General features: G+C 65.7%; 23 protein-coding genes. 9 read left to right on the plus strand and 14 right to left on the minus strand.

Features of this window, described 5'->3' with window-relative positions; translation table 11 throughout:
- Positions 1–506: 506 nt before the first annotated feature.
- Positions 507–2927 carry a COR domain-containing protein gene (locus Q8T13_12725; protein ID MDP3718620.1) on the plus strand — a complete coding sequence of 807 codons (2421 nt, stop codon included), beginning with the start codon at positions 507–509 and terminating at the stop codon, positions 2925–2927.
- A 275-nt stretch (positions 2928–3202) separates the two neighbouring features.
- Positions 3203–3619, plus strand: coding sequence for a metal-dependent transcriptional regulator (locus tag Q8T13_12730; GenBank protein MDP3718621.1), 417 nt, complete (start codon positions 3203–3205; stop codon positions 3617–3619).
- Here the strand turns inward: Q8T13_12730 and Q8T13_12735 are convergent.
- Complete coding sequence (locus Q8T13_12735; protein ID MDP3718622.1) at positions 3609–4250, minus strand: HAD-IA family hydrolase; 642 nt, start codon at positions 4248–4250, stop codon at positions 3609–3611. The two genes, Q8T13_12730 and Q8T13_12735, sit on opposite strands and share 11 nt — an antisense overlap.
- Before the next feature lie 88 nt (positions 4251–4338).
- Between Q8T13_12735 and Q8T13_12740 the strand changes: the two genes are divergently transcribed.
- Both Q8T13_12740 and Q8T13_12745 read left to right on the plus strand, forming a co-directional pair.
- Complete coding sequence (locus Q8T13_12740; GenBank protein ID MDP3718623.1) at positions 4339–4473, plus strand: hypothetical protein; 135 nt, start codon at positions 4339–4341, stop codon at positions 4471–4473.
- A 9-nt stretch (positions 4474–4482) separates the two neighbouring features.
- Positions 4483–4686 carry a heavy-metal-associated domain-containing protein gene (locus Q8T13_12745; GenBank protein MDP3718624.1) on the plus strand — a complete coding sequence of 68 codons (204 nt, stop codon included), beginning with the start codon at positions 4483–4485 and terminating at the stop codon, positions 4684–4686.
- Here Q8T13_12745 and Q8T13_12750 read toward each other — a convergent pair.
- Positions 4652–7267, minus strand: a complete 2616-nt coding sequence (locus tag Q8T13_12750) for a protein kinase (GenBank protein ID MDP3718625.1) — start codon at positions 7265–7267, stop codon at positions 4652–4654. The two genes, Q8T13_12745 and Q8T13_12750, sit on opposite strands and share 35 nt — an antisense overlap.
- Before the next feature lie 93 nt (positions 7268–7360).
- Between Q8T13_12750 and Q8T13_12755 the strand changes: the two genes are divergently transcribed.
- The 3 genes from Q8T13_12755 (at position 7361) to Q8T13_12765 (ending at position 8964) form a co-directional block, all read left to right on the plus strand.
- Positions 7361–7867: a peroxiredoxin gene (locus tag Q8T13_12755; GenBank protein MDP3718626.1), complete on the plus strand. Its 507-nt coding sequence runs from the start codon at positions 7361–7363 to the stop codon at positions 7865–7867.
- Positions 7868–7902: 35 nt separating this feature from the next.
- Positions 7903–8580, plus strand: a complete 678-nt coding sequence (locus tag Q8T13_12760) for a 7-cyano-7-deazaguanine synthase (protein ID MDP3718627.1) — start codon at positions 7903–7905, stop codon at positions 8578–8580.
- A gap of 102 nt (positions 8581–8682) precedes the next feature.
- Complete coding sequence (locus Q8T13_12765) at positions 8683–8964, plus strand: hypothetical protein (protein MDP3718628.1); 282 nt, start codon at positions 8683–8685, stop codon at positions 8962–8964.
- 53 nt (positions 8965–9017) lie between these two features.
- Here the strand turns inward: Q8T13_12765 and Q8T13_12770 are convergent, their stop codons facing one another.
- From Q8T13_12770 to speY, 8 genes are all read right to left on the minus strand, one after another.
- Positions 9018–9482: a hypothetical protein gene (locus tag Q8T13_12770; protein MDP3718629.1), complete on the minus strand. Its 465-nt coding sequence runs from the start codon at positions 9480–9482 to the stop codon at positions 9018–9020.
- Positions 9483–9728: 246 nt separating this feature from the next.
- Positions 9729–10628, minus strand: coding sequence for an alpha/beta hydrolase (locus tag Q8T13_12775; GenBank protein MDP3718630.1), 900 nt, complete (start codon positions 10626–10628; stop codon positions 9729–9731).
- A gap of 23 nt (positions 10629–10651) precedes the next feature.
- Positions 10652–11671 (minus strand): hypothetical protein, encoded by a 1020-nt coding sequence (locus Q8T13_12780; GenBank protein MDP3718631.1) that lies wholly within the window; start codon positions 11669–11671, stop codon positions 10652–10654.
- Positions 11672–11991: 320 nt separating this feature from the next.
- Complete coding sequence (locus Q8T13_12785; GenBank protein ID MDP3718632.1) at positions 11992–12933, minus strand: DUF4097 family beta strand repeat-containing protein; 942 nt, start codon at positions 12931–12933, stop codon at positions 11992–11994.
- Positions 12934–13022: 89 nt separating this feature from the next.
- Positions 13023–14264 carry an N-acetylglucosamine-6-phosphate deacetylase gene (nagA, locus tag Q8T13_12790; protein ID MDP3718633.1) on the minus strand — a complete coding sequence of 414 codons (1242 nt, stop codon included), beginning with the start codon at positions 14262–14264 and terminating at the stop codon, positions 13023–13025.
- A complete protein-coding gene (locus Q8T13_12795; GenBank protein ID MDP3718634.1) occupies positions 14261–15166 on the minus strand; it encodes an ROK family protein in 906 nt (301 codons plus the stop codon). Before Q8T13_12795 ends, nagA begins: the two co-directional genes overlap by 4 nt.
- The gene (locus tag Q8T13_12800) at positions 15159–15575 is read right to left on the minus strand and encodes a DUF5615 family PIN-like protein (protein MDP3718635.1); all 417 of its coding nucleotides are present in this window, start codon (positions 15573–15575) and stop codon (positions 15159–15161) included. The genes Q8T13_12795 and Q8T13_12800 overlap by 8 nt, the downstream gene beginning before the upstream one ends.
- A 10-nt stretch (positions 15576–15585) precedes the next feature.
- Positions 15586–16716 (minus strand): deoxyhypusine synthase, encoded by a 1131-nt coding sequence (gene speY / locus Q8T13_12805; protein MDP3718636.1) that lies wholly within the window; start codon positions 16714–16716, stop codon positions 15586–15588.
- 140 nt (positions 16717–16856) lie between these two features.
- Here speY and Q8T13_12810 point away from each other — a divergent pair, with 140 nt between their 5' ends.
- Positions 16857–18203 (plus strand): sigma-54 dependent transcriptional regulator, encoded by a 1347-nt coding sequence (locus tag Q8T13_12810; protein ID MDP3718637.1) that lies wholly within the window; start codon positions 16857–16859, stop codon positions 18201–18203.
- 358 nt (positions 18204–18561) lie between these two features.
- Complete coding sequence (locus tag Q8T13_12815) at positions 18562–21087, plus strand: diguanylate cyclase (protein ID MDP3718638.1); 2526 nt, start codon at positions 18562–18564, stop codon at positions 21085–21087.
- Between the two features lie 42 nt (positions 21088–21129).
- Here Q8T13_12815 and Q8T13_12820 read toward each other — a convergent pair whose 3' ends face one another.
- From Q8T13_12820 to argH, 4 genes are all read right to left on the minus strand, one after another.
- Positions 21130–21834 carry a hypothetical protein gene (locus Q8T13_12820; protein ID MDP3718639.1) on the minus strand — a complete coding sequence of 235 codons (705 nt, stop codon included), beginning with the start codon at positions 21832–21834 and terminating at the stop codon, positions 21130–21132.
- A 53-nt stretch (positions 21835–21887) separates the two neighbouring features.
- Positions 21888–22661, minus strand: coding sequence for an enoyl-ACP reductase (locus Q8T13_12825; protein ID MDP3718640.1), 774 nt, complete (start codon positions 22659–22661; stop codon positions 21888–21890).
- Positions 22661–23404, minus strand: a complete 744-nt coding sequence (locus tag Q8T13_12830; GenBank protein MDP3718641.1) for a hypothetical protein — start codon at positions 23402–23404, stop codon at positions 22661–22663. Before Q8T13_12830 ends, Q8T13_12825 begins: the two co-directional genes overlap by 1 nt.
- Before the next feature lie 173 nt (positions 23405–23577).
- Positions 23578–24966, minus strand: coding sequence for an argininosuccinate lyase (gene argH / locus Q8T13_12835; protein MDP3718642.1), 1389 nt, complete (start codon positions 24964–24966; stop codon positions 23578–23580).
- Positions 24967–24973: the final 7 nt, after the last annotated feature.

Genomic DNA, 24973 nt, shown 5'->3' on the forward strand with positions numbered 1-24973 from the left:
CGGTCACCATCTCGCCTTCGACCACCGGTACCTCCGCACTCGGAGATACCAGAACTCCTTGCTCCTGCTCCATTCGAACCCTCCTCCTGGAGGGGGTCAGAATTAGTGTCGCAAGGGGGTCAATATCACTGTCGCTCTACACGATGGCACGACGTGCGGTCAGACCGGGATCGGCGACGCCGGTGGGAAAAGATGGCGTGGAACACGAGGGACGACCACGCGGGTGGTTCTCCGGTAAGGATGGATGCGCGCGGGCCCGGAATCGACCGAGCCGCCGTGATGAAAGTGTCGCGAACCGCTGGCGCGAGGGCACTTAGGGGCGACCTGAGCCCCACTGGCCGAAGGCACTGTCCACCATCGCAGAGTGATCACGCCCTCTCTTCGCCTTCACCGGCTGATCGTGTAGCATTGCACGCGATTACCTGGCTGAAGTCTGGATTTTGAGGGTTCTGAAGTGGTGACGGTCTATAGATTCGATTAGGTTCAAGCAGTTGGCGACTGCCCCGATGACCAAGAACGACACACTGCAGACCTTTCAGGAACTCATTCGCGCGGAAAGCCAAGGAATCTTGCGCGGGCCAGCGATCGAGCGCTGCGTTAGGAAACTCGATGCGATAAAGAGCTTGGACCTTTCCGATGCGCACCTATCGTTCCTTCCAGCCGCCGTTGGCAAGCTTGCAAGTCTTGAGAGTCTGAACGTCTCAGAGAACGCGATCGGTACGCTGCCTTCGGCCGTGTTCGATCTGTCCAATCTTCAGGAGTTGCGCTGTAACGGTTGCGACCTCACAGAAATATCAAGTGACCTCAGCAGGTTGAATACGCTGCGGGTTTTGGATCTTGGCGACAACGGACTACTGAACGTTCCAAATGAGATCGGTCGCCTTAGGGGTCTCGAGTCGCTGAACCTCCGCAACAATGGGCTTACGCAGTTACCAGACGGAATCGCATCCCTCGCGAAATTGAAATATCTGGACCTGGCAAACAATGGATTAACGAACCTCCCGGAGGGACTCTCAGATCTGCGGCTACTTGAACGCCTAGACCTCCGCGGCAACGCACTTAGCATTCCACCTGAAATGCTTCAACATACTGACGACCCCTCGTCAATTGTTGACTATTACTTCACGCACGAGCACGAGAGCCGGCGTTCTTTGAACGAAGCCAAGATTTTGCTGGTCGGACAGGGAAGCGTTGGCAAGACTTCGCTCCTAAAGAGATTGGTTCACAACGCATTTGCAATTGACGAGCCCAAGACCGAGGGAATCAATATTCAAGCCTGGGCCGCAGAAGGCTCCGACAACACGCCCACCATAAGGCTCAACCTCTGGGATTTTGGCGGACAGGAAATCATGCATGCGACCCATCAATTCTTCCTGACCCGTCGCAGCCTCTACTTGTTGGTGCTCGACTCGCGGAACTCGGACGCTGACAATCGCCTCGAGTACTGGCTGCGCATCATTCAGAGTTTCGGAGGTGAATCGCCCGTTGTCATCGTGGGCAACAAGATCGACCAGCAACCATTAGACATTGATCAAACCACGTTGAGGGCCAAGTATCGGCAAATCAAGGCCGTCGTCGAAGTCTCCTGCCAAACCGGGAAGGGCATTCCGGCCCTGCGCCAGACCATTTCGCGCCTGGTAGCCGAATTGCCGCACGTGAACGACAAGCTGCCTGTGAGCTGGTTCGACATCAAAACCAAAATGGAGCAGCTCGAAGTGGACTTCATGTCGCATGCTGACTATCAGCAGGTTTGTAGCGACCATGGGGTGTCACGCCGCAAGAGTCAGGACACGCTGCTCCGGTTTCTCCACGACCTTGGTCTTGTATTGAATTTCAAGGATGACCCAAGGCTGGAGGATACCAACATCTTGAAGCCAACCTGGGTCACGGGAGGGGTTTACACGATTCTAAATTCCAACGAACTTTTCCATAGTCGCGGAGTCTTGCAGGTCGATCGACTCGACACGATACTCGACGCTGCTCGATATCCACAGCGCAAACATCTTTTCATCATCGATGTAATGAGGAAGTTTGAGTTGTGTTTTGATTTCGAAGGCCAACGTGATCGTAAGGTACTGATCCCGGCTTTGCTTTCAAGGACAGAACCGTACACAGGCGAGTGGGATGATTGCCTAGTGTTTCAATATACCTACAACGTTTTACCGGCGAGCGTAATCTCTCGTTTCATTGTCAGAACTCACGCGTACATTCATGAGGGCACTGTCTGGAGAACAGGGGTGATGCTCGCCCACGTTGTCGCATTGCCGGCATCACTTGAGGCGAAGCCACAGTCGGCGATCAACTTCTATGCGATTGTTCGGGCGAACTTAGAAGACAGGTACATTGATATTCGGGTAAGAGGTAACCCTGCCGATGATCGACGGCTGCTACTCGAGATCATTCGTTCGAACATGGAAGCCATTCACGAGACGATTCCAGGCTTACAGGTTCAAGAGAAACTCTCTGTCGCCGGGGAGGACGGCGTCGTGGTCGACTATCAGCATCTGCTAACACTGCGGTCTATGCGGATTCGCATGATCGTTCCCGAAGGCTCAGACAGGAGCGTCTCAGTGAACGACTTATTGAAGCAGGTCGAAACCGTCGAAGCTCTGAAGTCGCGAGAACGAGCTCGCAAAGAGCGCAAAAGACGTAGAGAACGTGAGCCGTCTGATTCACTTTCCCCTTGGAGAACAGGCGGCTTCTACCTGTTTGTGCTGCTTGTCGTAATGATCTCCGCCACTGTGCTGGCCGGTTATCTCCATTGGGCTCTGATTCCCATTGTCCTAGTGGTGACCCTGCTCTCTGTCTTACTAATTGGGGCGCTTCAATTGCGACATGACCAAAGGATTACCGACAAAAGCCTTGTTGACATCAGCCTCTCTGTGTTGAAGCAGCTACCTAAGTTCAAGGTTGGCAAAGATGCCTAACGCGGACAAAGGGCTTCTTCTGACCTTCTGTATTCGTCATTAGATCAAGGTCGGCCCACCTACTCTTCCCGCGCAAGCGCCGGCGCCGGCGCCACGATTTCCGTAAGCATTCAAGCGTCCCTCTAGAGCCAGTCAGCCGATCTCCAGAGGACGCGGTGCCGGATTATTTCGATCCAGGAAACACTTGCGCCGGCCAAGGAATCGCTGCGTGCAGGCGTACATCACGCGTGAACCGTTTCGCATGACCGGCTCGCAAACCTTTCGCTAACCGCCTGATCGAACTGTTCCTCGTCCAGGTGATCGGCATGAAGTGGGACGAGGTGCACGACGATGCGGAGCAGATGGAGCACGTGGTGTCGGATCGCCTGATCGAACGCATCGACGAGATGCTCGGGCAACCCGAAGTGGATCCGCACGGCGACCCCATTCCCACCGCCGAGGGCCACCTGCCGCATCGCACGCTCGAAAGCCTGCTGACCTGCCCGCTCAATACGCCGGTGACCGTCGCCCGCGTGACCGATCAGGATGCCGCGTTCCTGCAGTTCATCGAAGGCAACAACCTCAAGCCGGGCCAGACCATTGAAGTCGAAGCCCGTGACGAAGTCTCCGACAGCGTCCGTCTCAAGGGCGCCAACGACGAGCGCATCACGATCGGCGCGCGCGCTGCCTCGAAGTTGCTGGTTACCGAATAGCGTCGAGTACCGCCGACAGTTCGCGCGGGTGATCGAGGGTATACGGCGTGGCTGGCGCCGGGCCAAACTTGGCCGCCCCAAACCCGTAGCGTGCCAGCACGAAGGGACAGCCCGCGGCTGCGGCCGTGTCCGCATCGGCAGGTGAATCCCCAACCAGGACGATCGGCTCAGAGGGTGCCAGCGTGCGCAGCGCGTTCAGGCCGGCGGGATCGGGCTTGCGCCCGTACTCGCCGTCGCCGCCGATGATGCGCGCGAAGAAGCCGCGCAGGCCGAGTGCTTCGAGCAAGCCGATCGCGGGGCCGAGCGGCTTGTTGGTCAAGACCGCCAGCGGCCCCCGCCGCACCGCGCGCGCCAGCTCCTCGCGGATGCCGGGGTACACCACGGTGTGATCCATGAGCCGGCGATCGTAGATTCGCAGGAAGCGTTCGAGGGCGCCGGGCGTCTCGGGATCAAGTCCCGACTCGGTCAACGCGCGCTGCACCAGCACCGGCGCCCCGTCGCCCACCATCGTCACGACCTGCGCGACCGCCAATGGCCGGGCACCGTAGCCCTGCACCAGCTCGCTGGCTGCTTCGCCGAGATCGCGCGCCGAATCAATCAGCGTGCCGTCCAAGTCAAAGGCGATGATCACGACGAGGCGATCATAGTTCGTGTTGCCCGTCGGGAGGCCGGGTGGACCACCTTGGCAGCCGACCGCCGGCGCGTGTAGACTCCCCCGCATGCTGTCACGACGACACGTTGTTCAGGTGGGAGCGATCGCCCTGCTGAGTGCCCTTGCGCTGCCCTGCCGCATGCTCGCTGCGCAGCCACCCAATACCGCGGTTGTCACGTTGACGATTGAGGGCATGACCTGAGAGGGGTGCATTGCGCCAGTGCGGTCCGCACTGCTCTCCGTCAAAGGGGTCACTCGTGCCCAGGTCAGGCTCGAGAGCCACGAGGCCACCGTGACCTACGACCCGGCGCAAGCAACGATCGAGGACATGATCAAGGCCGTGTCCGAAGCGCAAGGGCCAATCGGACAGGAATACACCGCTACCGTGAAGAAGGAGAAACCGGCATCCAATTGAGGACGACGCGCAACTCTGAAAGCGCAGTCGCCGGTGAGGCGCTGGTGATCATCAGAAAACGCTCGTTGCCGCTCATCACGTCGTAGCCCGCGGCATCGAATGTGCCGGGCTCGCCCGCGGCGGCCAGGACCACGCGGCTCGGCTGGGGCGTACCGCCGGCCAGCGGCGCGGCGAGCAGCCGGCCTTCCGAACGATAGTAGAGCGCGCCGCCATCCCGGCGCCACACGGGTTCCGTCCCCCCCGTGACAGACACTCGACGCGCCGCGGCGGCCGGGCTCGTCGGCCGCAGGTAGACCTGCGGCTGGCCCGACTCGTTCGACACGTACGCGATCCAGCGACCATCTGGGGAGAACCGCGGCGCGCTTTCATCCGCTGTCGTGTTCATGAACGCGACGCGGTCTCCGCCGCGGCCGAGCAGCATGATGTCGCGGCCGGTCGAGGAATGCTGTTCCATGAAGGCCAGGGTCTGGCCGTCCGGCGACCACGACCCCGGGATCTGCAGCGACTCGCTCGGTGCCAGTCGCTCGGCGGACCCTTCCCCGTTCGCGGGCACGACGAACAGGTTCAGCGCGCCGTGGAGCGTGGACGCGAACGTCATGCGCTGGCCGTCGGCGGACCAGATTGGGGCGCGGTTCGCGGCCTCGAACGTCAGTTGCGTGAGCGCCCCGGTCGCCAGTTCATACGACCAGACGTGTTCGGCATTGTCGGCGACGCCAAGCAGGACGCGTCGCCCGTCGGGCGACAAGCGCGGGGTCACATACGCATGCAGCGGCGCGGCGAGCGGCGTCTGCTCATTGCCGTCGACCACGACCAGGCGCCGCGCCGCGGCCGAGAACGCCGGCTGATAGACCATCGCGCCCGACGGTGAGACCGCAAACTGCGCCGCGCCATCCACCGTCGTGGCCACCCGCTCGAGTGCCCGAACCGGTTTGCCGGTGACCGCCAGCCGTTGCGCGTCGAACGCGGCAATCCAGATGGCGCCATCGTGGGCATAGGCGAGGTGCCCCGACGAGAGGTAGCGCGGGTTGGTCCCACCCTTGAGCACCTCCGTCCGCCGGCCGCTGCTCAGTGAATACGCCACGATCGCGGCCTCATCCCATTCACCGACGGTACCAACGGTGAAGAGGATGGTGTCGCCGCCGGGAAGCGCCTCCGGCCATCGATGGCTGAACTCGCCGCGACCCACGTCGAGCTCGGTGGCGCGTGACGCAACGCCACCATCGGCGGAGACCCGCTGTAACGCGGCGCCAGTCGCCGCCGCAAAGACGATCGTGCCGCTGGTGCTCCAACTGCCGCCAAGGCCATCGGCCGCGTCGCAGATGACGACCGGCGGGCCGCCGCCGGCCGGCACCTTCTTCAGCCTGCCGTCGGCGAAGAAGGCCACCCATTGGCCGTCGGGCGAAAAGAACGGGCTGACCGCGCCGAACGTGCCCTGGAGCACGGATGCCGTCGCGGAATCGAGCGTCCGCCGCAGTAATTGGGTGGTGGCGCCGCGGCTGGCGGCGTAGACCACGGACCGGCCATCGGGCGCCATCGCGACCGCGCTGAGGGCCGTCGCGGCCAGCCGTTCGTCGTCGGGCAGCGCGATCGAGAACTTTACTTCGGTGGCCACGGCTGAAGGGAGCGGCCGCCAGGCGATCACCGCCAGGCCACCGAGAGCGGCGCCAGCCGCGACCCATGCCGCAGCGCGCATCCACGTGATGCGTCCTGCGGTGCCGCCCGGCGGCACGCCGGCCACGCCTTCGATCGCGGGCGGTTCTTCCAACTCCAGCCGCACATCGCCAATGTCTCGAAACCGGCGTCGCACGTCCTTCTGGAGACAGCGTTGCAACAGCCGCCGCACGTGCGGCGGCGTGTCCGGGGGCAGCGCCGACCAATCCGGTTCGCGCTCGAGAATGGCGGCGATGATGTCCGAGCGCGAGCCGCCGTCGAAGGCGAGGCGCCCGGTCAGCATTTCATACAGCACGCAGCCAAAGGCCCAGACATCGGTGCGGCGATCGACCGGTGCGCCGCGCGCCTGCTCGGGACTCATGTAAGGCGCGGTTCCGAGCACCGTGCCGCTGGTGGTCACCAGGGTCGAGTGGAGGGCCGCATCGGGGTTGTCGCTGTCCCTTCTCGCCAGGCCGAAGTCGAGAACCTTGACGTACCCGTCAGTGGTGATCTTGATGTTGGCCGGTTTCAGATCACGATGGATGACGCCGCGCTCGTGCGCGGCCTCGAGAGCCGCGGCGATCTGCGTGCCCAGTCGCAGCGCCTCGCCGCCAGTCACCGGGCCCCGGCGCAGCGTGTCGGCCAGTGTCTCGCCGCTCACCAGTTCCATGACGAGGCCGCAACTGCCGCCGAACTCTGCGAGTTCGTGCAAGGTGGCGACGTTCGGATGGTTGAGGGCGGCAAGAGCGCGGGCCTCCCGGCGCAGTCGGCTCAGGCTGTCAGGATGGTGGCAGAAGTCGGGATGCACCAGTTTCAGCGCGACCTCGCGGTGCAGGACCGTGTCGTGTGCCCGGTAGACCTCGCCCATGCCACCGGCACCGATGCCGCTGATGATTTGGTAATTGCCGAGCCGGGTCCCCGGGCTGAGCATGGCTACGGCAGAGTATAGACGGTCGTTCGTGTATCCTATCGCCCGGCAGCCATGGTCAAGATCGTTGTTTCCTCTCTCCTGCTGTTCGCGTGGATGGCCGCGCCGGGCTTGAGCGCTGCTCATCAGGTGGCCCTGAAGGTCGGGGACCAGGCACCACCGTTCACCCTCCAGGGGTCGGATGGGCGCACCTACCGGCTCTCTGACTACAGCGGCAAGCAAGTGGTCGTGCTGGCCTGGTTCGCGAAAGCCTTCACCAGCGGTTGAACCGCCGAGTGCAAGTCACTCCGTGAGAGTGGCGAAGAAATCCGGCGGTTCAACGTCACGCACTTTGCCGTCAGCGTCGACACCGCTGCGACCAACCGTGCGTTCGCCCAGTCGCTCGGCGTCGATTATCCGATTCTGAGTGATCCCACCAAGGCCGTGGCCACGGCCTATGGCGTGGTCGATGAAGACCAGCCATTCGCGTCGCGCTGGACATTTTTCATCGGGCTCGACGGCCGCATCCTGCACATTGACAAGCAGGTCAATCCGGCAACGCACGGCAAGGTCATCGCCGCCAGGTTGGCCGAACTCGGCGTCCGGCGCCGCGGGGCGCCCTAGGCGAAACGCCGAGTGCCGGCCGCCCTGCGCGACGCATGAACACGCTGGTCCTACTCTCCGGCGGGCTTGATAGCGCGGTGCTGGCCGCGCACGAAGCCCAGACGGCCACGGTGCAACCGGTGTACGTCAGCGTCGGGCTGGCGTGGGAGCCTGGTGAACGGGCGACGGTCGAACGGTTGCTGACGTCGCCGCGGTTCGCGGGCAAGCTCCTGCCGCTGGCGTGCGTGGAGTTCACCATGCGCGACGTCTACCCGCCGGCGCACTGGGCCATTCGCGGGGTCCCGCCGGCCTACGACACTCCCGACGCAGACGCCTATCTCCAGGGACGCAACCTGGTGCTGCTGACCAAGGCCGCGATGGTCGCCGCCCGCAGCGGCGCGACCCGCATTGCGCTCGGGCCGCTGGCCGGTAACCCATTCCCCGACGCGCGGCCGGAGTTCTTCGCCGCCATGGCGGCCGCACTGAGGCTGGGACTCGATCATCCCGTCGAGATCGCGACTCCGTTCTTGAGCTGGGGCAAGGCGCAGGTGATTCGACGCGGTGTCGAGCTGGGCGTGCCGCTGGAACTGACCCTCTCCTGCATGAACCCGGCGGCCGCTGATGTCGTGCCGCGGCACTGCGGGCTCTGCAGCAAATGCCGTGAACGAAGGGCTGCGTTCGCCGACGCCGCCGTGAGCGATCCGAGCGAGTACGCCAATCCCTCACCACGCTAGTGCTTCAAGCGGACGGCCGGTGGGCAACCATCTTGCAGGACTGATTGCGAAGGTTGTCGAACCGGCAACCGTTTGCTTCAACAGAATCACAAGGGATTGAACATGAACACTTTTGACACAACTAAGCAGCACGCGGCGACCACCGAAGCGTGGCAGCACTCTGAAGGCAAGGTCGCGCGGACGATTGAACAGCAGACGGCCAAGCTGCCGTCGGACACGTTTCTGTGGGCGGCTGGCGGGGCGATGGGCGTGGCGCTGTTGCTACAGATGACCGGAAAGAAGCCGGCGAGCTTGTTCGTGGGCCAGTGGGCCGCGCCGCTGCTGCTCCTGGGCGTGTATAACAAACTCGTGAAGGTGGCGGGAACGGATCGCGTTCACGCCTGAGCGTTGCGCAGTGCTGTCGGCCACCCGAGCTCGGGAGGCCGACAGTTCGAGTGTTAGTTCGGGCAGGTCGCGGCGACCATCTTGAGCGACGTCACGGACCAGTCAGCCTTGCCCTTGCCCATGGTCTCCTTGGCGACCGTGTCGCCCTTGCCCATGGCCATTCCCATTCCGTTGTCGGGACCAGTCACCGAGACCTTGTGGCCAACGTGCTTGGCGAGGTCGACCGACGTGCTGGTGATGGCCATCGAGTGGGCCGTCGCGTCCTTGCCCATCTGGTTCTTGCCCGCCGGGTCCTTCTTCATCTCGCCGTGGCCGACCATCGGATCCTTCTTCATCTCCCCGTGGCCCATCGCCATCTCTGCGGTGACATGAGTCAGGGTGTAGCTGCCAGCGACGTCGCCGGCCGCGATACAACCCGTGTAGGTCTTGTCCTTGCCCATCGGCTTGGCCATCTTGTCCTGCGCGATGCCCACCTGGCTCATCGCCGCAATGGTGAGAATGGTCAGTGCGGGTGTCATCAAGTTCTTCATGTGCTCTCCTCGAACGAATGTCTGCCTGCGACGAAACTGTCGCCTTGCCAGTGAATGTCCGCCGTTGATCGGATCACGCCGATCGATTGCAACAACATGGCCATGACAGGGCGGCACATCCGCTCGCGCACGGTCGAGGCGTGGCGTCGGCATTGACTGACGAGGAAGGCGCCTTCGACGCGACCTCGAGTGGTCGCGTCGTTGGCCGCGCTGCTGGTGCAGCGCGAGGTCGAGTTACTGCTGCAGGTGTGCGCGCATCGCGGTGATGGCCGCCGCGTTGGTGATCACACCGACGTGATCGCCGCCAGGGACTTCGATCAGGCGCGCGCCGGGGGATTGCTTGGCGAAGGTCACCGACAGCGGGTGAAGCGGATCGCCCGTGCCGGCAACCAGCAACGCCTTGTTGCCGCCCTTGGGCAAGCCGTTGACGGCCATGGCCGGCAGCGACTTCATGACGCCGACGAGTGAGCCGAGGTCGTTGCCCTTCATCGCCTGCGCGTTGACCATGCCGGCCATCTCCGGCTTCATCGCCGGGAACAGCCACTTCATGAAGTTGGCGAGGCCGGCGCCGCCCTCGAGGTCGGCGATCCACTGCGCCGACTCCTTGCTGAAGGTGGCCGCGTCGGCGTAGAACGGACCCGCCACGAGCGTGGCGGTGCTGACCCGGTCGGGGTAACGGGCCGCGACGTTGGCGGCAATCAGCGCGCCCATGGAATGGCCGATCACGTGCGCCCGCGGGACTCTCAAGTGATCCATCAACCGGATCACGTCATCGACCATCTGCTGCCCGAAGCGTGCCGGCTCGGCGAACTTGCTGCTGCGGCCGAAGCCGCGGACATCAAGCGCGACCATCCGGTGGGTCTGCGGCAGCGCCTTCGCAACGCCCAGCATGCTCTCGAGCGCCGCACTGTAGCCGTGAATGAGCACGACGGCATCGCCGGATCCCGCTTCACGGTAGCGCAGCGTGACGCCCTCGGCGGTGAACTGCTGGTCCGGCGCGGTGGCGAGTGCCGCTGGCGCCGGCGCCGTGGCGACCTGGGCTGGCGCGGCCTGGGGCGGCCGGCCCGCGGTCAGCACCGCGCTGGCAGAAAGGAGGCAGACGATGACGGCAGCGGGGAGCGGCGTGATTCGCATGGCGTGAGAGCCTAACACGACCTTCACCAGCGCGTTGCGCCCTCGGCCAGGCCCGACGGCACCATCATGGGCGTCTCGTCGGCGCGCTGCTGCTCGCGCTCGAGCCAGTCGGCCAGCCGCGCGAACGGATCGAACCCGAGCACGCGCGGGGCGTCGGCGACGAAGTTCGACAGCGCGTTGATGTCGTAGTAGTAACGCTGCCCATCGCGGTCGTCGACGAGGTACTCGACGCCGCCGATCTCGATGCCGGCCGCCGCCATGATCTTCTCGACCTCGGCAATCACCTCCGCCGGCGGCGTAACGGCCTCCACCCGGAGGTTGTTCTTCGGTGCGTCAGCCGGGCAGGCGCCGCGGTTCAGCTCCACACCGTCGCTCGACTGGCAGATGTCCGCGGGGCACAGGTTGAACGTGTCGCCGGTGGTGTGCACGTTGATCGCATAAAGGAACCGGCCCTCCAGCACTTCGACGCGCGTGATGTGACCGCCACGCGCCGGGATGTATTCCTGGACCAGTGCGGTCTGGTCGAGGCCGAGCGGCACGCGGCCCTCGACCGATGCCCGCGCCAGGTCTTCAGGTGTGTCAAAGCGCACGATGCCCGCGCCGCTGCCGCCGATGTTGGCCTTCACCACCACTGGAAACCGCAAGCCGTCGGCCGCAGCCGGGGCCTCGCGGCCGTGATTGATCACGCGAGCCGCGGGAAACGGCAGGCCCAGGGCGCGCAGCAAGGTCAGCTGCTGCGCCTTCGAGGTCTCGAGCCGGAACGCGCGCGTGCCGTTGATGACGCGCACCCCCAAGTGCTCCAGGTGCACCAGGTAATTCTGCGTATAGAGGATGCTGTGGCCGGCATCGCGCAGGTAGGCCGACGGGCTCATGCGATTGAGCACGAGCGAATAACCGGCTTCGTCGCGGCCGTCGATGTCGTACCAATGCCGCCGCGCGTCGATGCGCTCGTAGCGAATGCCGCGGCGGTCGAGTTCGGCAAACAGCGGCCGGAACCAGTCCTGGTGCTCGTGATAGATGCCGATGGGTCGTGTCGCTGCCATGTCAATTCTCCTGCGCCGAGAAGGTAAGGTGCGGGGCACCGCACCGTGTGAAAACCGGAAACGCCAGCCGGGCCGCAGGGAAAAAGAAAACGGCCCGGAAAGCGGATGCCTTCCGGGCCGTTCTGAACTTTCGATCGTGAACGTGATGCTTAGGAGATCACGTGCATGTGTACAGACCGCGGCGCGGAGGCGACTGCCCCACAACAACAACACGCGCGGTTGAACATGACGATCACGATAGGGCGATGCTCACATGCTGGGCGGCCGCATGTCAAGCTGAGCGCACTCGTCTGTGCCTAATCGGTGCCTAATCGGTGGCCCTACCGTTCGATACGGATGGTGCCGTCGCCGGTCCGAATCCGCAGGGTCTTGCCGCCGTCGCCCATCTTCGATCGCAGGATGCGCCGGCGCTCGCGCCGATCGTCGCTGCCCTCGCCTTCGCGGCGCTCGTCGCGGCCGTCGTCGAGCAGCGGGTGAGACGAGCGCACCGAGCCGTCGCTGGTTTCGGCGTCGAGCTCGGCGCCAAACGCCGACGGCAGGGTCAGCGTCACGCTCCCGTCGCCGGTGGTGAGATCCCAGTTGTCGGTCATCACGGTGTCGGGGTCGATCTGCACGCGCACCGAACCGTCACCGGTCTTCAGCCGCAATACCGACGGCTGCCCCTCGAAACCAATGCTGCCATCGTCGGTTTCCAGGTCGACCGTGCCGGTGACCTTGTCGAGCCGGATCGAGCCATCGCCGGAGCGCACCTGGATGTCGCCCGACAGGCGGGTGGCGGTCACGCTGCCGTCCGCGGTGTTGAGCACAATCTTGCCGTCGAGGGCCTCGGCGCGAATCGACCCGTCGCCGCTGCGAGCGACAAGGTTGCTGGCGCGCGGCACGGCCACCCGCAGGCGCGCCGTCGGCGAGATGTTCACGCCGAGGGTGACGCCGCTGAAGCCGGCGCGCGACGGCCCGGTGACCTTCAACACGATCGTGTCGCCCTGCTGCGTGGCCTCGACCTTGATCTGATCGATGAGCGACTGCTCCATGGCGCGCTTCTCGATCTCGACCTCCACCTCGGGCTTGTCCCACGAGTGGATTTCGATGGCGCCGTCCCACGTTTCGAGGTCGATCTGCGGCAGGCCGGTGACCTTGAACGACTTGGTCTCGCGGGCCGACAGGCCCTCGGTATTGAGGTTGACCTCGCACCCCGCCAGCAACGTCGACGCGAGTAGAAACGCGCCCGTGACGGGCAGTGAACGAGCGGACGTGAACCTCATGAGCACCTCAGACACTGGGGGCCGTTCAGGTTGCCGGTGTAAATCGGCGTCAATCTGTGGCCTCAGGCAGATAGACGGACTGGTGGAGGTCAGTGTTCCCATACGGCCGACCCGGCGACGTAGGTCCGGCGAACCGCCAGGCCCGGGCCCAGCACCACGAGGTCGGCCATGCGGCCGGCGGCGATCGCCCCGACCTCGGCCAGCCCGAGCTCGGCCGCGGGGGTGGTCGAACAGAGACGGGCCGCATCGGTGAGGCTCACGCCGGCCTGCTGAACGAGCCGGCGAAACGCGCCATCCATGGTGAGCACGCTGCCGGCCAGGGTGCCGTCGGCGAGCTGGGCGCTCTGTGCGGTCACGATGATGTCCTGCTCGCCCAGCCGTGCCCGAGAGCCCGGCGGCAGCCCTGAGCCGGCCGTGCCGTCGGTGATCGCCATGAGCCGCCGCGCGGTCTTCGCGCGCATCGCCAGCGCGACGAGCGCCGGGTGCACGTGAACGCCGTCGCAGATGATCTCGGCGGCGACCGACTCTGATTCGAGCACGGCGCCGACCACGCCCGGCGAACGCGATGTCGGCGCGGACATGCGATTGAACAGGTGCGTGGCCTGGCACGCGCCGGCCTCGATGGCCGCCTTCGCTTCATCGTAGCTGGCGCCGGTGTGGCCGAGCGAGACCCGGTGTCCAGCCGCCACCAACGCGCGCACCAACTCCAGGCCACCGGGCAGTTCCGGCGCCAGGGTGATGATCCCGGCCGCGTCGCGATGACGCGCGATCACGTCGAGAATGTCGAGCGCGCTGAATTCGCCATCCACCGGATCAACAGGCGGGACTAACGTCCCGCCGCGACGTGCCCCATCCCTAGGTTCCTGATCACCCGGTCGCGGCGGCAGCCGCAGGCAGCGCCGCGGCTGCGCGCCGTTCCAGTCGGGGTTGATGAAGTTGCTTTCGAGATGCGCGGGCAGCACCCGCGCCGACCGCGGTGCGAGCGACCGCCGCGCCGCGGCGACCGCGGTCAGCAGGGCGGCCAGCGTCGCCGGGCCGCACGCCACCGACGTCGGGCAGAACGCGGTCACCCCGTACTTCGGCAGGCGGCCGGCCATGTCGGCGACGGCGCCGGCGCCATCAAGCGCGTCGATGCCCTCGATGCCGTGCACGTGAACGTCGATGAAGCCGGGCACGATCACCTGGCCGGAGCAATCGATGCGGGTCGCGCCGGCCGGTCCATCGACGGCGCGCGACCGGATGGCCTCGATGCGGCCGTCGCGAATCACCAGCGTGCCTCGCTCGACGACGCGATCCGGCAGAACCAGGTCGGCGCCGGCGAGCACCATCATGCCGGCGGTCGCGCGGCCGCGCGGGCCGCGCCGATGGCGACGGCGTCGGCGCCGAGCGTGGACAGCACGATGCGCACGTGTTCGGACTGCGCCGGCCGCAGCCGGCGGCTGCATTCCAGGCGAATCGCCTCGAGCATCATGTCGCCGGACGCGGCGATGGTGCCGCCGAGGACGACGGCCTCCGGATCGAGCATCGTCACCAGGTTGGCCACGGCCATGCCAACGTACTTCGCGGTGTCGCGGACCACCGAGATGCACACGCCATCGCCAACCCGCGCCCCCTGGAACACATCATCAGCGGTCAGGCGCGTGAGGTCGCCGCCGACGTTGTCGGCGACCGAGGAGCGATCGCCCGACTTGATGCGCCACACCAGCCGGCGAACAATCCCGGCGGACGCCACTTCGGCCTCGAGGCCGCCGTAGCGGCGATAGTCTTCGCGTTCCACCGGGTTGAGTGCCAGCCAGCAGATCGAGCCGGCCAGGCCGTGCGCGCCAAGCCACGGTTCGCCGTTGATCAGGACGCCGGCCGTGACATGTTCGCCAATGGCGCAGGTGATGACCTGTTTCAGGCCGCGGGCCGCGCCGCACCATTGCTCGGCGATCGCAGCCGCGGTCCCGGCGGCAATCGGCACGGCGGCGCGCGCGCCCGGCGCCGCCTCGGCGAGCATGGCGGCGAAGTCGGCGGCTACGGGATCTCCTGGCTGCGGCAGCGCCACCGCACTGGCGGTGACCTTGCCGCCGGCGCCGGCCATGGCGCGCTTCACGGTGTCGCGCAGGGCATGGGCCGGATTGCCGGCAGCCGGCGGCAGGTGGCCGCGCGACAGCACCTGGCCGGCGTCATTGACGACGACCACGCGCGCGACCAGGTCCGAGAGATCGACGCCAAGCGTCAGTTCAGGCATGTTCGGGTTGCCAATCAGGGTGCGCGTGCAGCTTGCGGCCGTCGAGCGGCAACGGCGCACCGGTAAACAACTGTTCGTCGAGGCGCGCGAGCAACGCCGCCAGCCCGCGTTCGTCGGGGGCGGCCATCACCAGCACGCCGCTGCCCTGCCCGGGCGGAAACCGCCGGTCGTCCAGGTAGTCGCGATCGAGCGTCACGAGCGTCCGGCGCAACTGTCGGGCCAGCCGGTAGTGCTCGGCATCACGGGCCCGGCGCAGGTCCGGATGATCCATCACGAACAGGACGTCCCAGCGCAACTGCTCGCGCATGAACCTGACGAGCCCCGCCGGCACGTTGGCGTCGGCATATACCCGCGTCCGCCCGGCCGCCGCGTCGGCCACCGGCCCCAACTCCGACCACAGGGTTCCCATCGCCCAGGGGTCAGGCTTTGGCCTTCCCGCGTTTCTTGATCTGCTTTCGGGCCTCGCGCTCGAGGTCGGCGACGAGCGCCTCCCGTTGCGACAGCAGTCCCTTGCGCGGGCGGCGGCCGTTCTTGTGGCCGACCGCGTACTCGCAGAATAACGGGAACGCGATGGTCGAGTCGGCGTAGACCACCGCGGTGTCGGGCAGCACGCTCGGGTTCACCTTGCCCCAGCTCACCGCTTCGGCGGGCGTGGCGCCCGACAAGCCGCCCCACACCACCGAGTCGGTGGTGATCTGGATGAAGTAGTCGTTGCCGCCCTTGAGTATGCCGTAGACCTCCCACAGCGTGGGCTGGCCCTGCAGGTAGAAGTTTTTCGGCGAGCCGCCGCCGAGGATGACGCAGCCGTTTTTCTCGGCGGCGCGGATGATCGCGCACACCTCGTTGACGTCCTTGTTGGGATCGACCTGCAACGTGCTGCGGTTGATCAGTTCGTGGTAGGCCACGTTCATGCCGATCGAACTGTCGCCTGGCGACGAGGTGTAAATGGGCACGCCGAACTTGACCGCCGAGGCGACGATGGAATACTTGGCGCACCCGGGCCGCACCTTCAACAGGTGCCGGCCGAGATGTTCATGCATTTCGGCCGACGACATCGGCCCCTCGAGACCGCTCGAGACCAGGAAGTCGCGGATGAAGCTGTCGGTATCGAGCAGGACCTGCGCCGGAAACAGCACGTCGTAGATGCGGATGACGCCTTCGTCGTAGAGCACGCGGTCGTCCACGAACGGCGAGCCGCGGCGGAGCGTGAAATTCAGGGCGTAGTGCAGATCGTGGTAGAGATTGGCGCCGGTGCTGATGATGAAGTCGATCAGGCCGCGCTCCATCAGTTCGATGACGCAGCCGCCCAGACCGGCCGGGGTCATGGCACCGGCCATCGTTAACGCGATGGTGGTGTTGCTTTTCTTGGCGAGCATCTTGTCGCCGTAAATCCGGCAGGCTTCGCCGAGCCGTGCCGCGTTGAAGGCCTGGAACCCCTCGTCGATCAGCGTGCGGACGGCGGCGCTGCCCTTCGGCCGGTAGTAACGGATCGGCTTGCCCTTGAGGAATGACTTGGCCCCTTTGGGCGCGCCAGGGGTTCGGTATGGCATTGCTTCTAGACTATGCCAAAAACTGACGGCTCGCGGCCCGGGTTTCGGACACCGCCGACGGCTTTGGAGTAGCATCTGGTCTGTGATCAGGTCGCAGTATTACCGGACCGCGGGCACGCCGCCGGCCATTGAGGTGTCGCGTGGATGACCTGACGTTCGCGGCCCGCCGCAGCGCCGGCGGCAGCCACCGGGCCGAGCCGCCCGACGTGGAGGCGCGGTTCAAGAACCTGGTGCAGTCGCCGCTCAGGGCCGGCATCCTGCGGTTCCTGTCGGCGCGGCCGGAAGAAGCGTTCGACGCCGAGCACGTCATGCAGACCTTCGGCCGCATGCGGCTGGACGTCGAGAACTGCATCAACGAACTGGTCGAGTTCGGCGTCATCCGCCGTAATCCCCTTGATCCGCCCACCTACCAGGCGGTGCGGCCTGAGGCGGAGCCGGTGGCGAAGCTGCTCGACATCTTCCTCGAGGGCCGCGCCAACCTCGGCATCGAGGATGCGTCGCCGTCGGTGCAGCGTTTCCGCGAGATGATCGGCCGCGACGAGAAGATGCTGGCCATCTTCGAGTGGATTCGCACGGCGGCCAAGTCCGACATCTCGGTATTGATCCTGGGCCCGACCGGCGCCGGCAAGGAAGTGGTCGCGCGCATGATCCACGAGCTGTCGCGCCGCGGCCCCGAGAACTTCCAGGCCGTGAACTGCGCGGCGCTGCCCGACAGCCTGTTCGAGTCGGAACTGTTCGGCTACGAGAAAGGCGCCTTCACGGGCGCGCACGATCGCAAGCCCGGGCGGCTGGAACAGACCAACGGCGGCACGCTGTTCCTCGACGAGGTCGGCGACATGTCGCTGATGGCGCAGGCCAAACTCCTGCGGGTGCTCGAGGAACGCCGCTTCGAACGACTGGGCGGCAACAAGTCGATCCACGTCGACTTCCGGCTGATTTCGGCCACCAACCGCCCGCTCGACATGTTCGTCCGCGAGAGCCGGTTCCGCGAGGACCTGTATTACCGCATCAACGCGTTCGCGATCCGCCTGCCATCGCTGCGGGAGCGCGCGGTCGACATTCCCGTGCTGGCCAACCGTTTCCTCGCGCGCTACTGCGCGGCCAACGGCCTGCCACTCGACGCCAAACAGTTTTCGTCGGAAGCACAGGAGCTGCTGGCCTCGTACCACTGGCCCGGCAACATCCGCGAGCTCGAAAGCACGGTGTCGCGCGCGGCGCTGTCGGCGCCCGGCCGCTCGATTCGCGCCGCCGACATCGAGTTCCTGCATGGCCACGCCATGCCTCGTCCCGACGAAACCCCCAATCGCCTGCCGTCGCTGCGCGACTCGGAGCGGGCGCACATCATCCGCGTGCTCGAGGCCACCGAGTGGAACAAGCTGGAGGCGGCGAAGGTGCTCGACATCAGCCGCGGGACCCTCTACCGCAAGATCGACGAGTACGGGCTCGAACCCGCAGCAGGTTCGGGCCGGCGACGCGGCCGAAGCTGAGCATTTCAGACACACCAGACAGTTCGCGATGTCGAACCAAGCACCGACTGTCACATAATGTCAGTTAGTGTCGTCCCAATAATAGCCATTAAAGGCATGTTTGCACACTGAATCAGTGATTATTTTTCTTGTTAAACATAAGCGAAAAAACACTTTAGCTGAATAACATTCAGGCCCAGTGTCCGATCGTAGAAATTTTCTGTTGCGATATGACTTTATGGTCATGTATGCTCCTCAGGCCGTGAACAACAGTCGTCCCTACAAGCGTCCCATAAACTCGTCTCGAGGCTCGATCTGGTCCGCTGCGGAGACCGCTCGAGCCAAGGCGGTCTGGGGTTCTTAAGAAGAATCAGCGCACATGCGCTCCTTGCCGCTCGCAGCCCGAATCTATATCGGCGCCGTCGTTGCCGTTGGCGCCTTGCTCGTGGTGTGGCTCGGCCCGGACTCAACGTTTGACAGTCCCTACCTCTTCACCGTCCTCCTCCTAGCGTCGGCGATCACCTCGGCGTTCAAGGTCAGCCTGCCGCTCGCCAAGAGCGGCTCGACGATGTCGGTGTCCTACGCGGTGGACTTTGCCGCGCTGCTGCTGCTTGGCCCGAACGAAACGATGATCGTCGCCGTCATCAGCGCGTGGAGCCAGTGCACCTTCCGCATGAAGGTGAAGAACCCGGTCTACCGCACGCTGTTCAGCATGGCCTGCCTGGCCATTACCGTGCAGGCCGCCGGCATCGCGTATTGGGCGCTTGGCGGCGTACCCGGCACGCTCGCCCACGACGTGCCGGGCATCGCCAGACCGCTCGTCGGTGCCGCGACGATGTACTTCGTGTTCAATACGTGCCTGATCGCGATCGCGGTGGCGCTGGCCACCAAGCAGCAGTTCTGGCCGGTCTGGAACCAGAATTTCCTCTGGAGCGCGCCCAGCTACTTTGTCGGTGCTGGCGCGGCGGCCATCGGCACCTGGGGCGTGATGACGGCGGGCATCTGGCTGGCGATCCTGGTCGCGCCGATCCTCTACCTTACCTACCGCACCTACAAGGTCTACCTCGGGCGCATCGACGACGAACGCCGCCACGTCGAAGAGATGGCCGACCTGCACCTGGCGACGATCGAGGCGCTGGCGCTGGCCATCGACGCCAAGGACCAGACGGCGCAGTCGCACATTCGCCGTGTCCAGGTCTACGCCACCGGCATCGCTCGCGGCCTGGGCATGTCCGACACCGAGATTCAGGGCGTGAAGACGGCCGCCCTCCTGCACGACATCGGCAAGCTCGCCGTGCCCGAGCACATCCTCTCGAAGCCCGGCCCGCTGACGCAGGAAGAGTTCCAGAAGATTCGCGTGCACCCGCAGGTCGGCGCTGAAATCATCAGCGCCGTGCCCTTCCCCTACCCGGTGGCGCCGCTCATCTTGAGCCACCACGAACGCTGGGACGGCAAGGGCTATCCGCAAGGCCTCAAGGGCGAGGAAATCCCGCTCGGCGCGCGCATCCTCTCGGTGGTCGATTACCTCGACGCGCTGACCTCGGACCGCCCGTACCACAAGGCCATGACGCACGAAGCCGCGCTCGCGTTGCTGCAGCAGGAAGCCGGACGCGCCCTCGACCCGACCGTGGTCGCCATGTTCTTGAAGATGGAAGTCGAGATGGCGGCCGCCGCCGGCACCATCGACACCGCGACGCCCCGGCGGCTGTCGCTCGAGCCGACCAACGAACGCGGACGGCCGGCCGTGGGGTTCCAGCCCGAATCGCCCAAGGGCAGCACCGTGTTCGAAGACATCGCGCTGGCGCATCGCGAAATCTACGCGCTCTACGAGATCGCGCAGACCATGGGCACGAGCCTCGGGGTCTCGGACACGATGGCGCTGATCTCGTCGAAGTTGTCCAACCTGGTGCCGTTCTCGACCTGCGCGCTGTTCCTGTTCGACGAAGAGTCCGACACGCTGCGCTGCCGGTTTGCCACCGGCGTCGAGGCCGAGGCGATCGGCACCATGTCGGTGCGCGCCGGCCAGGGCCTGACCGGCTGGGTCGCCCGCAACCGCCGGCCGCTGGTCAACGCGCGCCCGAGCGCCGAGTTCGAGGCGGCCGGTCTGACCGCCGTCGCCACCACCCTGCAGTCGGCGCTGGTGGCGCCGCTGGTGTTCAGCGACCGCTTCATCGGCACCCTCGCGGTGTACTCGACCCAGGGCGATTTCTACACCGACGACCACCGCCGGCTGCTCGACCGGGTCAGCGAGCAGGCCTCCGCCGTCATCCATAACTCGATCGTCTTCGAGCAGACCCAGGAAGACTCGCTGACCGACCCGCTCACCGGGTTGCCCAACACCCGCTTCATGTTCATGCACCTGACGCGCGAACTCGCCCGCGCCGAGCGCCTGAAGGCGGAAGTGGCGCTGCTCGTCATGGACCTCGACAGCTTCAAGGAAATCAACGACAACCACGGCCACCACGTCGGCGACCGGGCGCTGCGCGAGGTCGCCACGGTGTTGCGCTCGGGCATCCGGCCGTACGACATTTGCGTGCGCTACGCCGGCGACGAGTTCATCGTGGTGCTGTCGGGCTGCGGCGCCGAGGAAGCCGAGCGCAAGCGCCAGGAACTGCAGCGCACCGTCGACGATCTGCTGTTCGAGGCCCGTCCCGGACGCCGCCTGCCGCTGGCCATCAGCATCGGCGCGGCCATTTATCCGCAGGACGGCGAGAGCTACGAAGCGTTGCTGGCCACGGCCGACAGCCGCATGTATCGGGACAAGTCGCGGCGCAAGCAGCGCGTGCAGGTCCAGCCCGCCGCCACCGGCACCGATGGCCTGCCCGCGGTGAACGTGCCGCTGCCGGCGCCGATCGCCGAAATCACCGAGATCGACCTGCAGCGGGCAGGATTCGGGGTGCTCTGATCAGGGATCAGGGATCAGGGATCAGGGATCGGGGATCAGGGATCAGTAGTGGTCGGTGAGGATGTTGGCGTGTTGCACACCCACCTGCCGCAGTAACTGACGGGCGCCTTCCACCAACTGCGGTGGTCCACAGACCAGGCAATGAGCGTCCAAGGACGGCAGGGCTAATCTCAACAAGTCTTCCTGGATCCGTCCGCGCCGCCCGTCCCACGGGCCATCGTCGGTGCGAGTCACGGTGAAGATTGCGGTCAGGCGGCCGGCCTGAACCAAGGCGTCGAGTTCGGTGCGGAAGGCGAACTCTTCAGGCGATCGCGCGCTGTAGATAAGGGCAATGGCCGGTCCCGGCGGTCGCGACAACCGCTCGATCAACATCGATCGTAAAGGGGCAATCCCGGTTCCACCCGCAACCAACAACAATGGCGCGCGTTCAGCGGCCGCGGGCAGCGCGAAGGCACCAAAGGGCCCGTCGAGGTCTATGAGAGCCCCCGGCACCGCAAGCTCAAGATGGGGATCAAGGGCGCTGGCGTCATCAACTTGCGCAAGCAACTGTATGACGCCGGTCTTTGCGACTTCCCAGGGCGCGGAGGCGATCGAGTACGGCTTCCGCAGGGGAGAACCGTGCAACCCCACCATTACGGCCTGGCCCGCGACGAAGGTAAACACTGTGCCGGCCACGTCGAGATGGATGTGCCGCGTTCGTGGCGTCGCCTGGGCAACGTGACGAACCGGGACGCTGATTAGTGGCACGAGGGTGACTATCCTAATCCCTGATCCCTGATCCCTGATCCCTGATCCCTGACCTACATGCCGACGATGTGATAGCCGGCGTCAACCATCAGCACTTCACCGGTAATGCCGCGGCCGGCGTTGCCGAGCAGGAACGCCGCGGCATCACCAACCTCCGACGTCTCGATCGCCCGGCGCAGCGGCGCCTTCTCGCGGACCACGCCGAGGATCGACGAAAAACCGCCGATGCCCGCGGCCGCGAGCGTCTTGACCGGTCCGGCCGAAATGGCGTTGACGCGAATGTTCTCGGGACCAAGGTCGGCAGCGAGATAGCGCACGGACGATTCGAGCGCCGCCTTGGCGACGCCCATGACGTTGTAATTCGGGAACACCCGGTCGCTGCCCAGGAAGGTGAGGGTGAGCACGCTGCCGCCGCCACGCTTCGCCATCAGCGGCTGCGCGCCGCGGGTCAGGGCAATCAGCGAATACGCGCTGATGTCGAGTGCCTGCTTGAAGCCCTCGCGCGAGGTCTTCACGAACCCACCGGTGATCTCCTCACGCGCCGCGAACGCGGCGCCGTGCACCAGGAAATCCAGCCCGCCGTGCTCCTGCTCGATCTTCTCGTAAACCGCGGCGATCTGCTCGTCGCTCGAGACATCACACGGCAACAACAACGGCTTGGGGTCGAGCGTGGCCGCGAGCTCGCCGACATGCTCTTCGAAGCGGCCCTGGTAGGTGAGAACGAGTTGCGCGCCCGCGTTCGCGGTGGCCTGCGCGATGGCCCAGGCCAGCGAACGGTGGTTCGCCACGCCGACGATGAGTCCAACCTTGCCGGTGAAGTCTGCCATCAGCGATTCTTTTTCCCGCCACGGCGACGGCGTCCGCCGCCCTGCCCCTGCCCCTGGCCTTGACCTTGACCTTGACCTTGACCCTGGCCTTGGTTCTGGCCCTGCTGACCGGGACCGCTGCCGTGCTCGCGGAAACGCATGGGCCCAAGGTTGTCCTGGCTGCCGCCACCAGCGGCCCGGCGCCGGCCGCGAAACTTGCCGCCGCCGCCGGCATGGCGCTGCGCACCGCCGTTGTTGTTGCGGCCTCGGTTATTGAGCGACTGGATGGTGAATTCCGGAAGGGCGCGGGGAGCGGGGACCGCGCCTTCCAGCTTGGGAAAGGTGGCTCGAATCAGTGACCGCCTGAACCCGCCTTCGCGATCCTGATCGTTGCCCGCCGGCTCGTCGCCGGCCGTGTTCTCGCTGGGCGGCGCAGGCGTCGGGTCGTTGACGACGGCCGCGGCGGCGAGGGGCTCAACGGTTGTTTCGGGAGTGGCTTTCGCCGGTGGGGGCGGGGCCTGGGGACGGGGCGCCGGTGCCTGCAGGCCATCCAGCACTTGCGTGAAGAGCGCCGGGGGCTGGGTCTTGCGGCGCGGCGCCGGGACCTTGGCCTCCTTATACTCGTGCTCGGCGTCGCAGCTGCCGCAGCGCGTGCGTTGGATGGTGACGTCGACCATGGCCACGATGGCATGGTCGGTAATGCGGCGCTCGCGCGGACAATAGTCGTCCAGCACGTCGCCGGGCCGATACCGGCGGTCTTGCATGCAACTCCCCCGAAAACCCGATCGGCTTCCCGCCTAGCCGCGTCGGTACTGAACGTCTACTGCTTCGAACCGTTGGTCTATGGGCCGCGACACGAGAGCGGCCGGGTCGTGTTGAGTGCGGGAAGCGCCTGTTGGGTCGGAACGACCGCAGGGCGCAGGGCATCCGGAATATATCAGAGCCCTGCGCCCCGGGCAAGCCACGACCGCAGGTCGGCCAGCGCGGCCGCCACGGCGTCTGGATGGGTCGATTGCGGCGTCTTCCTGGCCCGCACCGACGCCGCCGCGGTCACCCGCTCCTTCACATCGTCACCAAACAGGTCGCTCGACTGGCGCCATTCCGGCAGTGACAGGGCCTCGAAGTCGCGCCCTTCCGACAGCAGCTTGCGAACCATGGCGCCGACCACTTCGTGCGATTGGCGGAACGGCATGCCGCGCGACACCAGGTAATCGGCCACGTCGGTGGCCAGCAACAACCCCGAAGCGGCGCGCCCGGTGCGGTCGGGATGGAGGCCCAGCTTGCCGATCACGGCGGCCGTGGCGTCGAGCGACACCGCGAGCGTGTCTTCGGAATCAAACAGCGGTTCCTTGTCTTCCTGCAGATCCTTGTTGTAGCCGGTCGGCAGTCCCTTCATGGTGATCAGGAAGCCGGTCAGGTGTCCGATGGCCCGGCCGGCCTTGCCGCGGACCAGCTCGAGCGGATCGGGATTCTTCTTCTGCGGCATCATGCTGCTGCCGGTCGCCGACGAATCGGCCAACTCGAAGAATCCGAATTCCTCGCCGGTCATCAGGATGAAGTCCTCGGCGATGCGCGACAAGTGGACCATCGACAGCGACACGGCGTGCAGGAAGCTGACGGCGAAGTCGCGGTCGGACGAGGCGTCCATGCTGTTGGCGACGACGCGGGCAAACCCCAGGCGCGCGGCGAGGGCCGCCGTGTCAACCGCGTAGCCGGTGCCGGCGATCGCGCCCGACCCGAGCGGCAGCGCGTTGGCCTCCTCGCGCGCGATCTCGAGGCGGTGATGATCGCGGCGCAGCGCCGCGGCATGGCTCAACAGGAAGTGCGAGACCAGCACCGGCATGGCGCGGCGCATGTGGGTGTAAGACGGCATCAAGGCATCGCCGGCGCGCTCGGCTTGATCGGCAAAGGCCGTGATGGCCGCCCGCAGCTTCTGCTGCAGCAGCGGAATGCGGCGGCGCAAATACAAGCGCAGGTCGAGCGAGACCTGCTCGTTGCGCGAGCGCCCGGTGTGCAGGCGCCGGCCGGCATCACCCACCCGGGCGACGAGCTGACGCTCGACAAAGCTATGCACGTCCTCGTCGTCGCCTGCGACCCACGCGGGATCGGTGCGGCCTTGTTCGAGGATCGCGGCCAGCGCCTCGGCAATGGCCTTGGCGTCGGCGGTGTCGAGCACGCCGGCGTCGGCCAGCGCTTCCGCCCACGCGATGCTGCCGGTGACATCGTCTTCAAATAGCCGGCGGTCGAACGGAAACGAGACGCCGAAATCAAACGCCGCGGGATCGGGAGCCGAATCGAAGCGGCCAGACCAAAGGTGTTGGGACATGGTTCAG

The organism is Acidobacteriota bacterium (assembly GCA_030697165.1).
Taxonomy (GTDB): Bacteria; Acidobacteriota; Vicinamibacteria; order Vicinamibacterales; family UBA2999; genus 12-FULL-67-14b.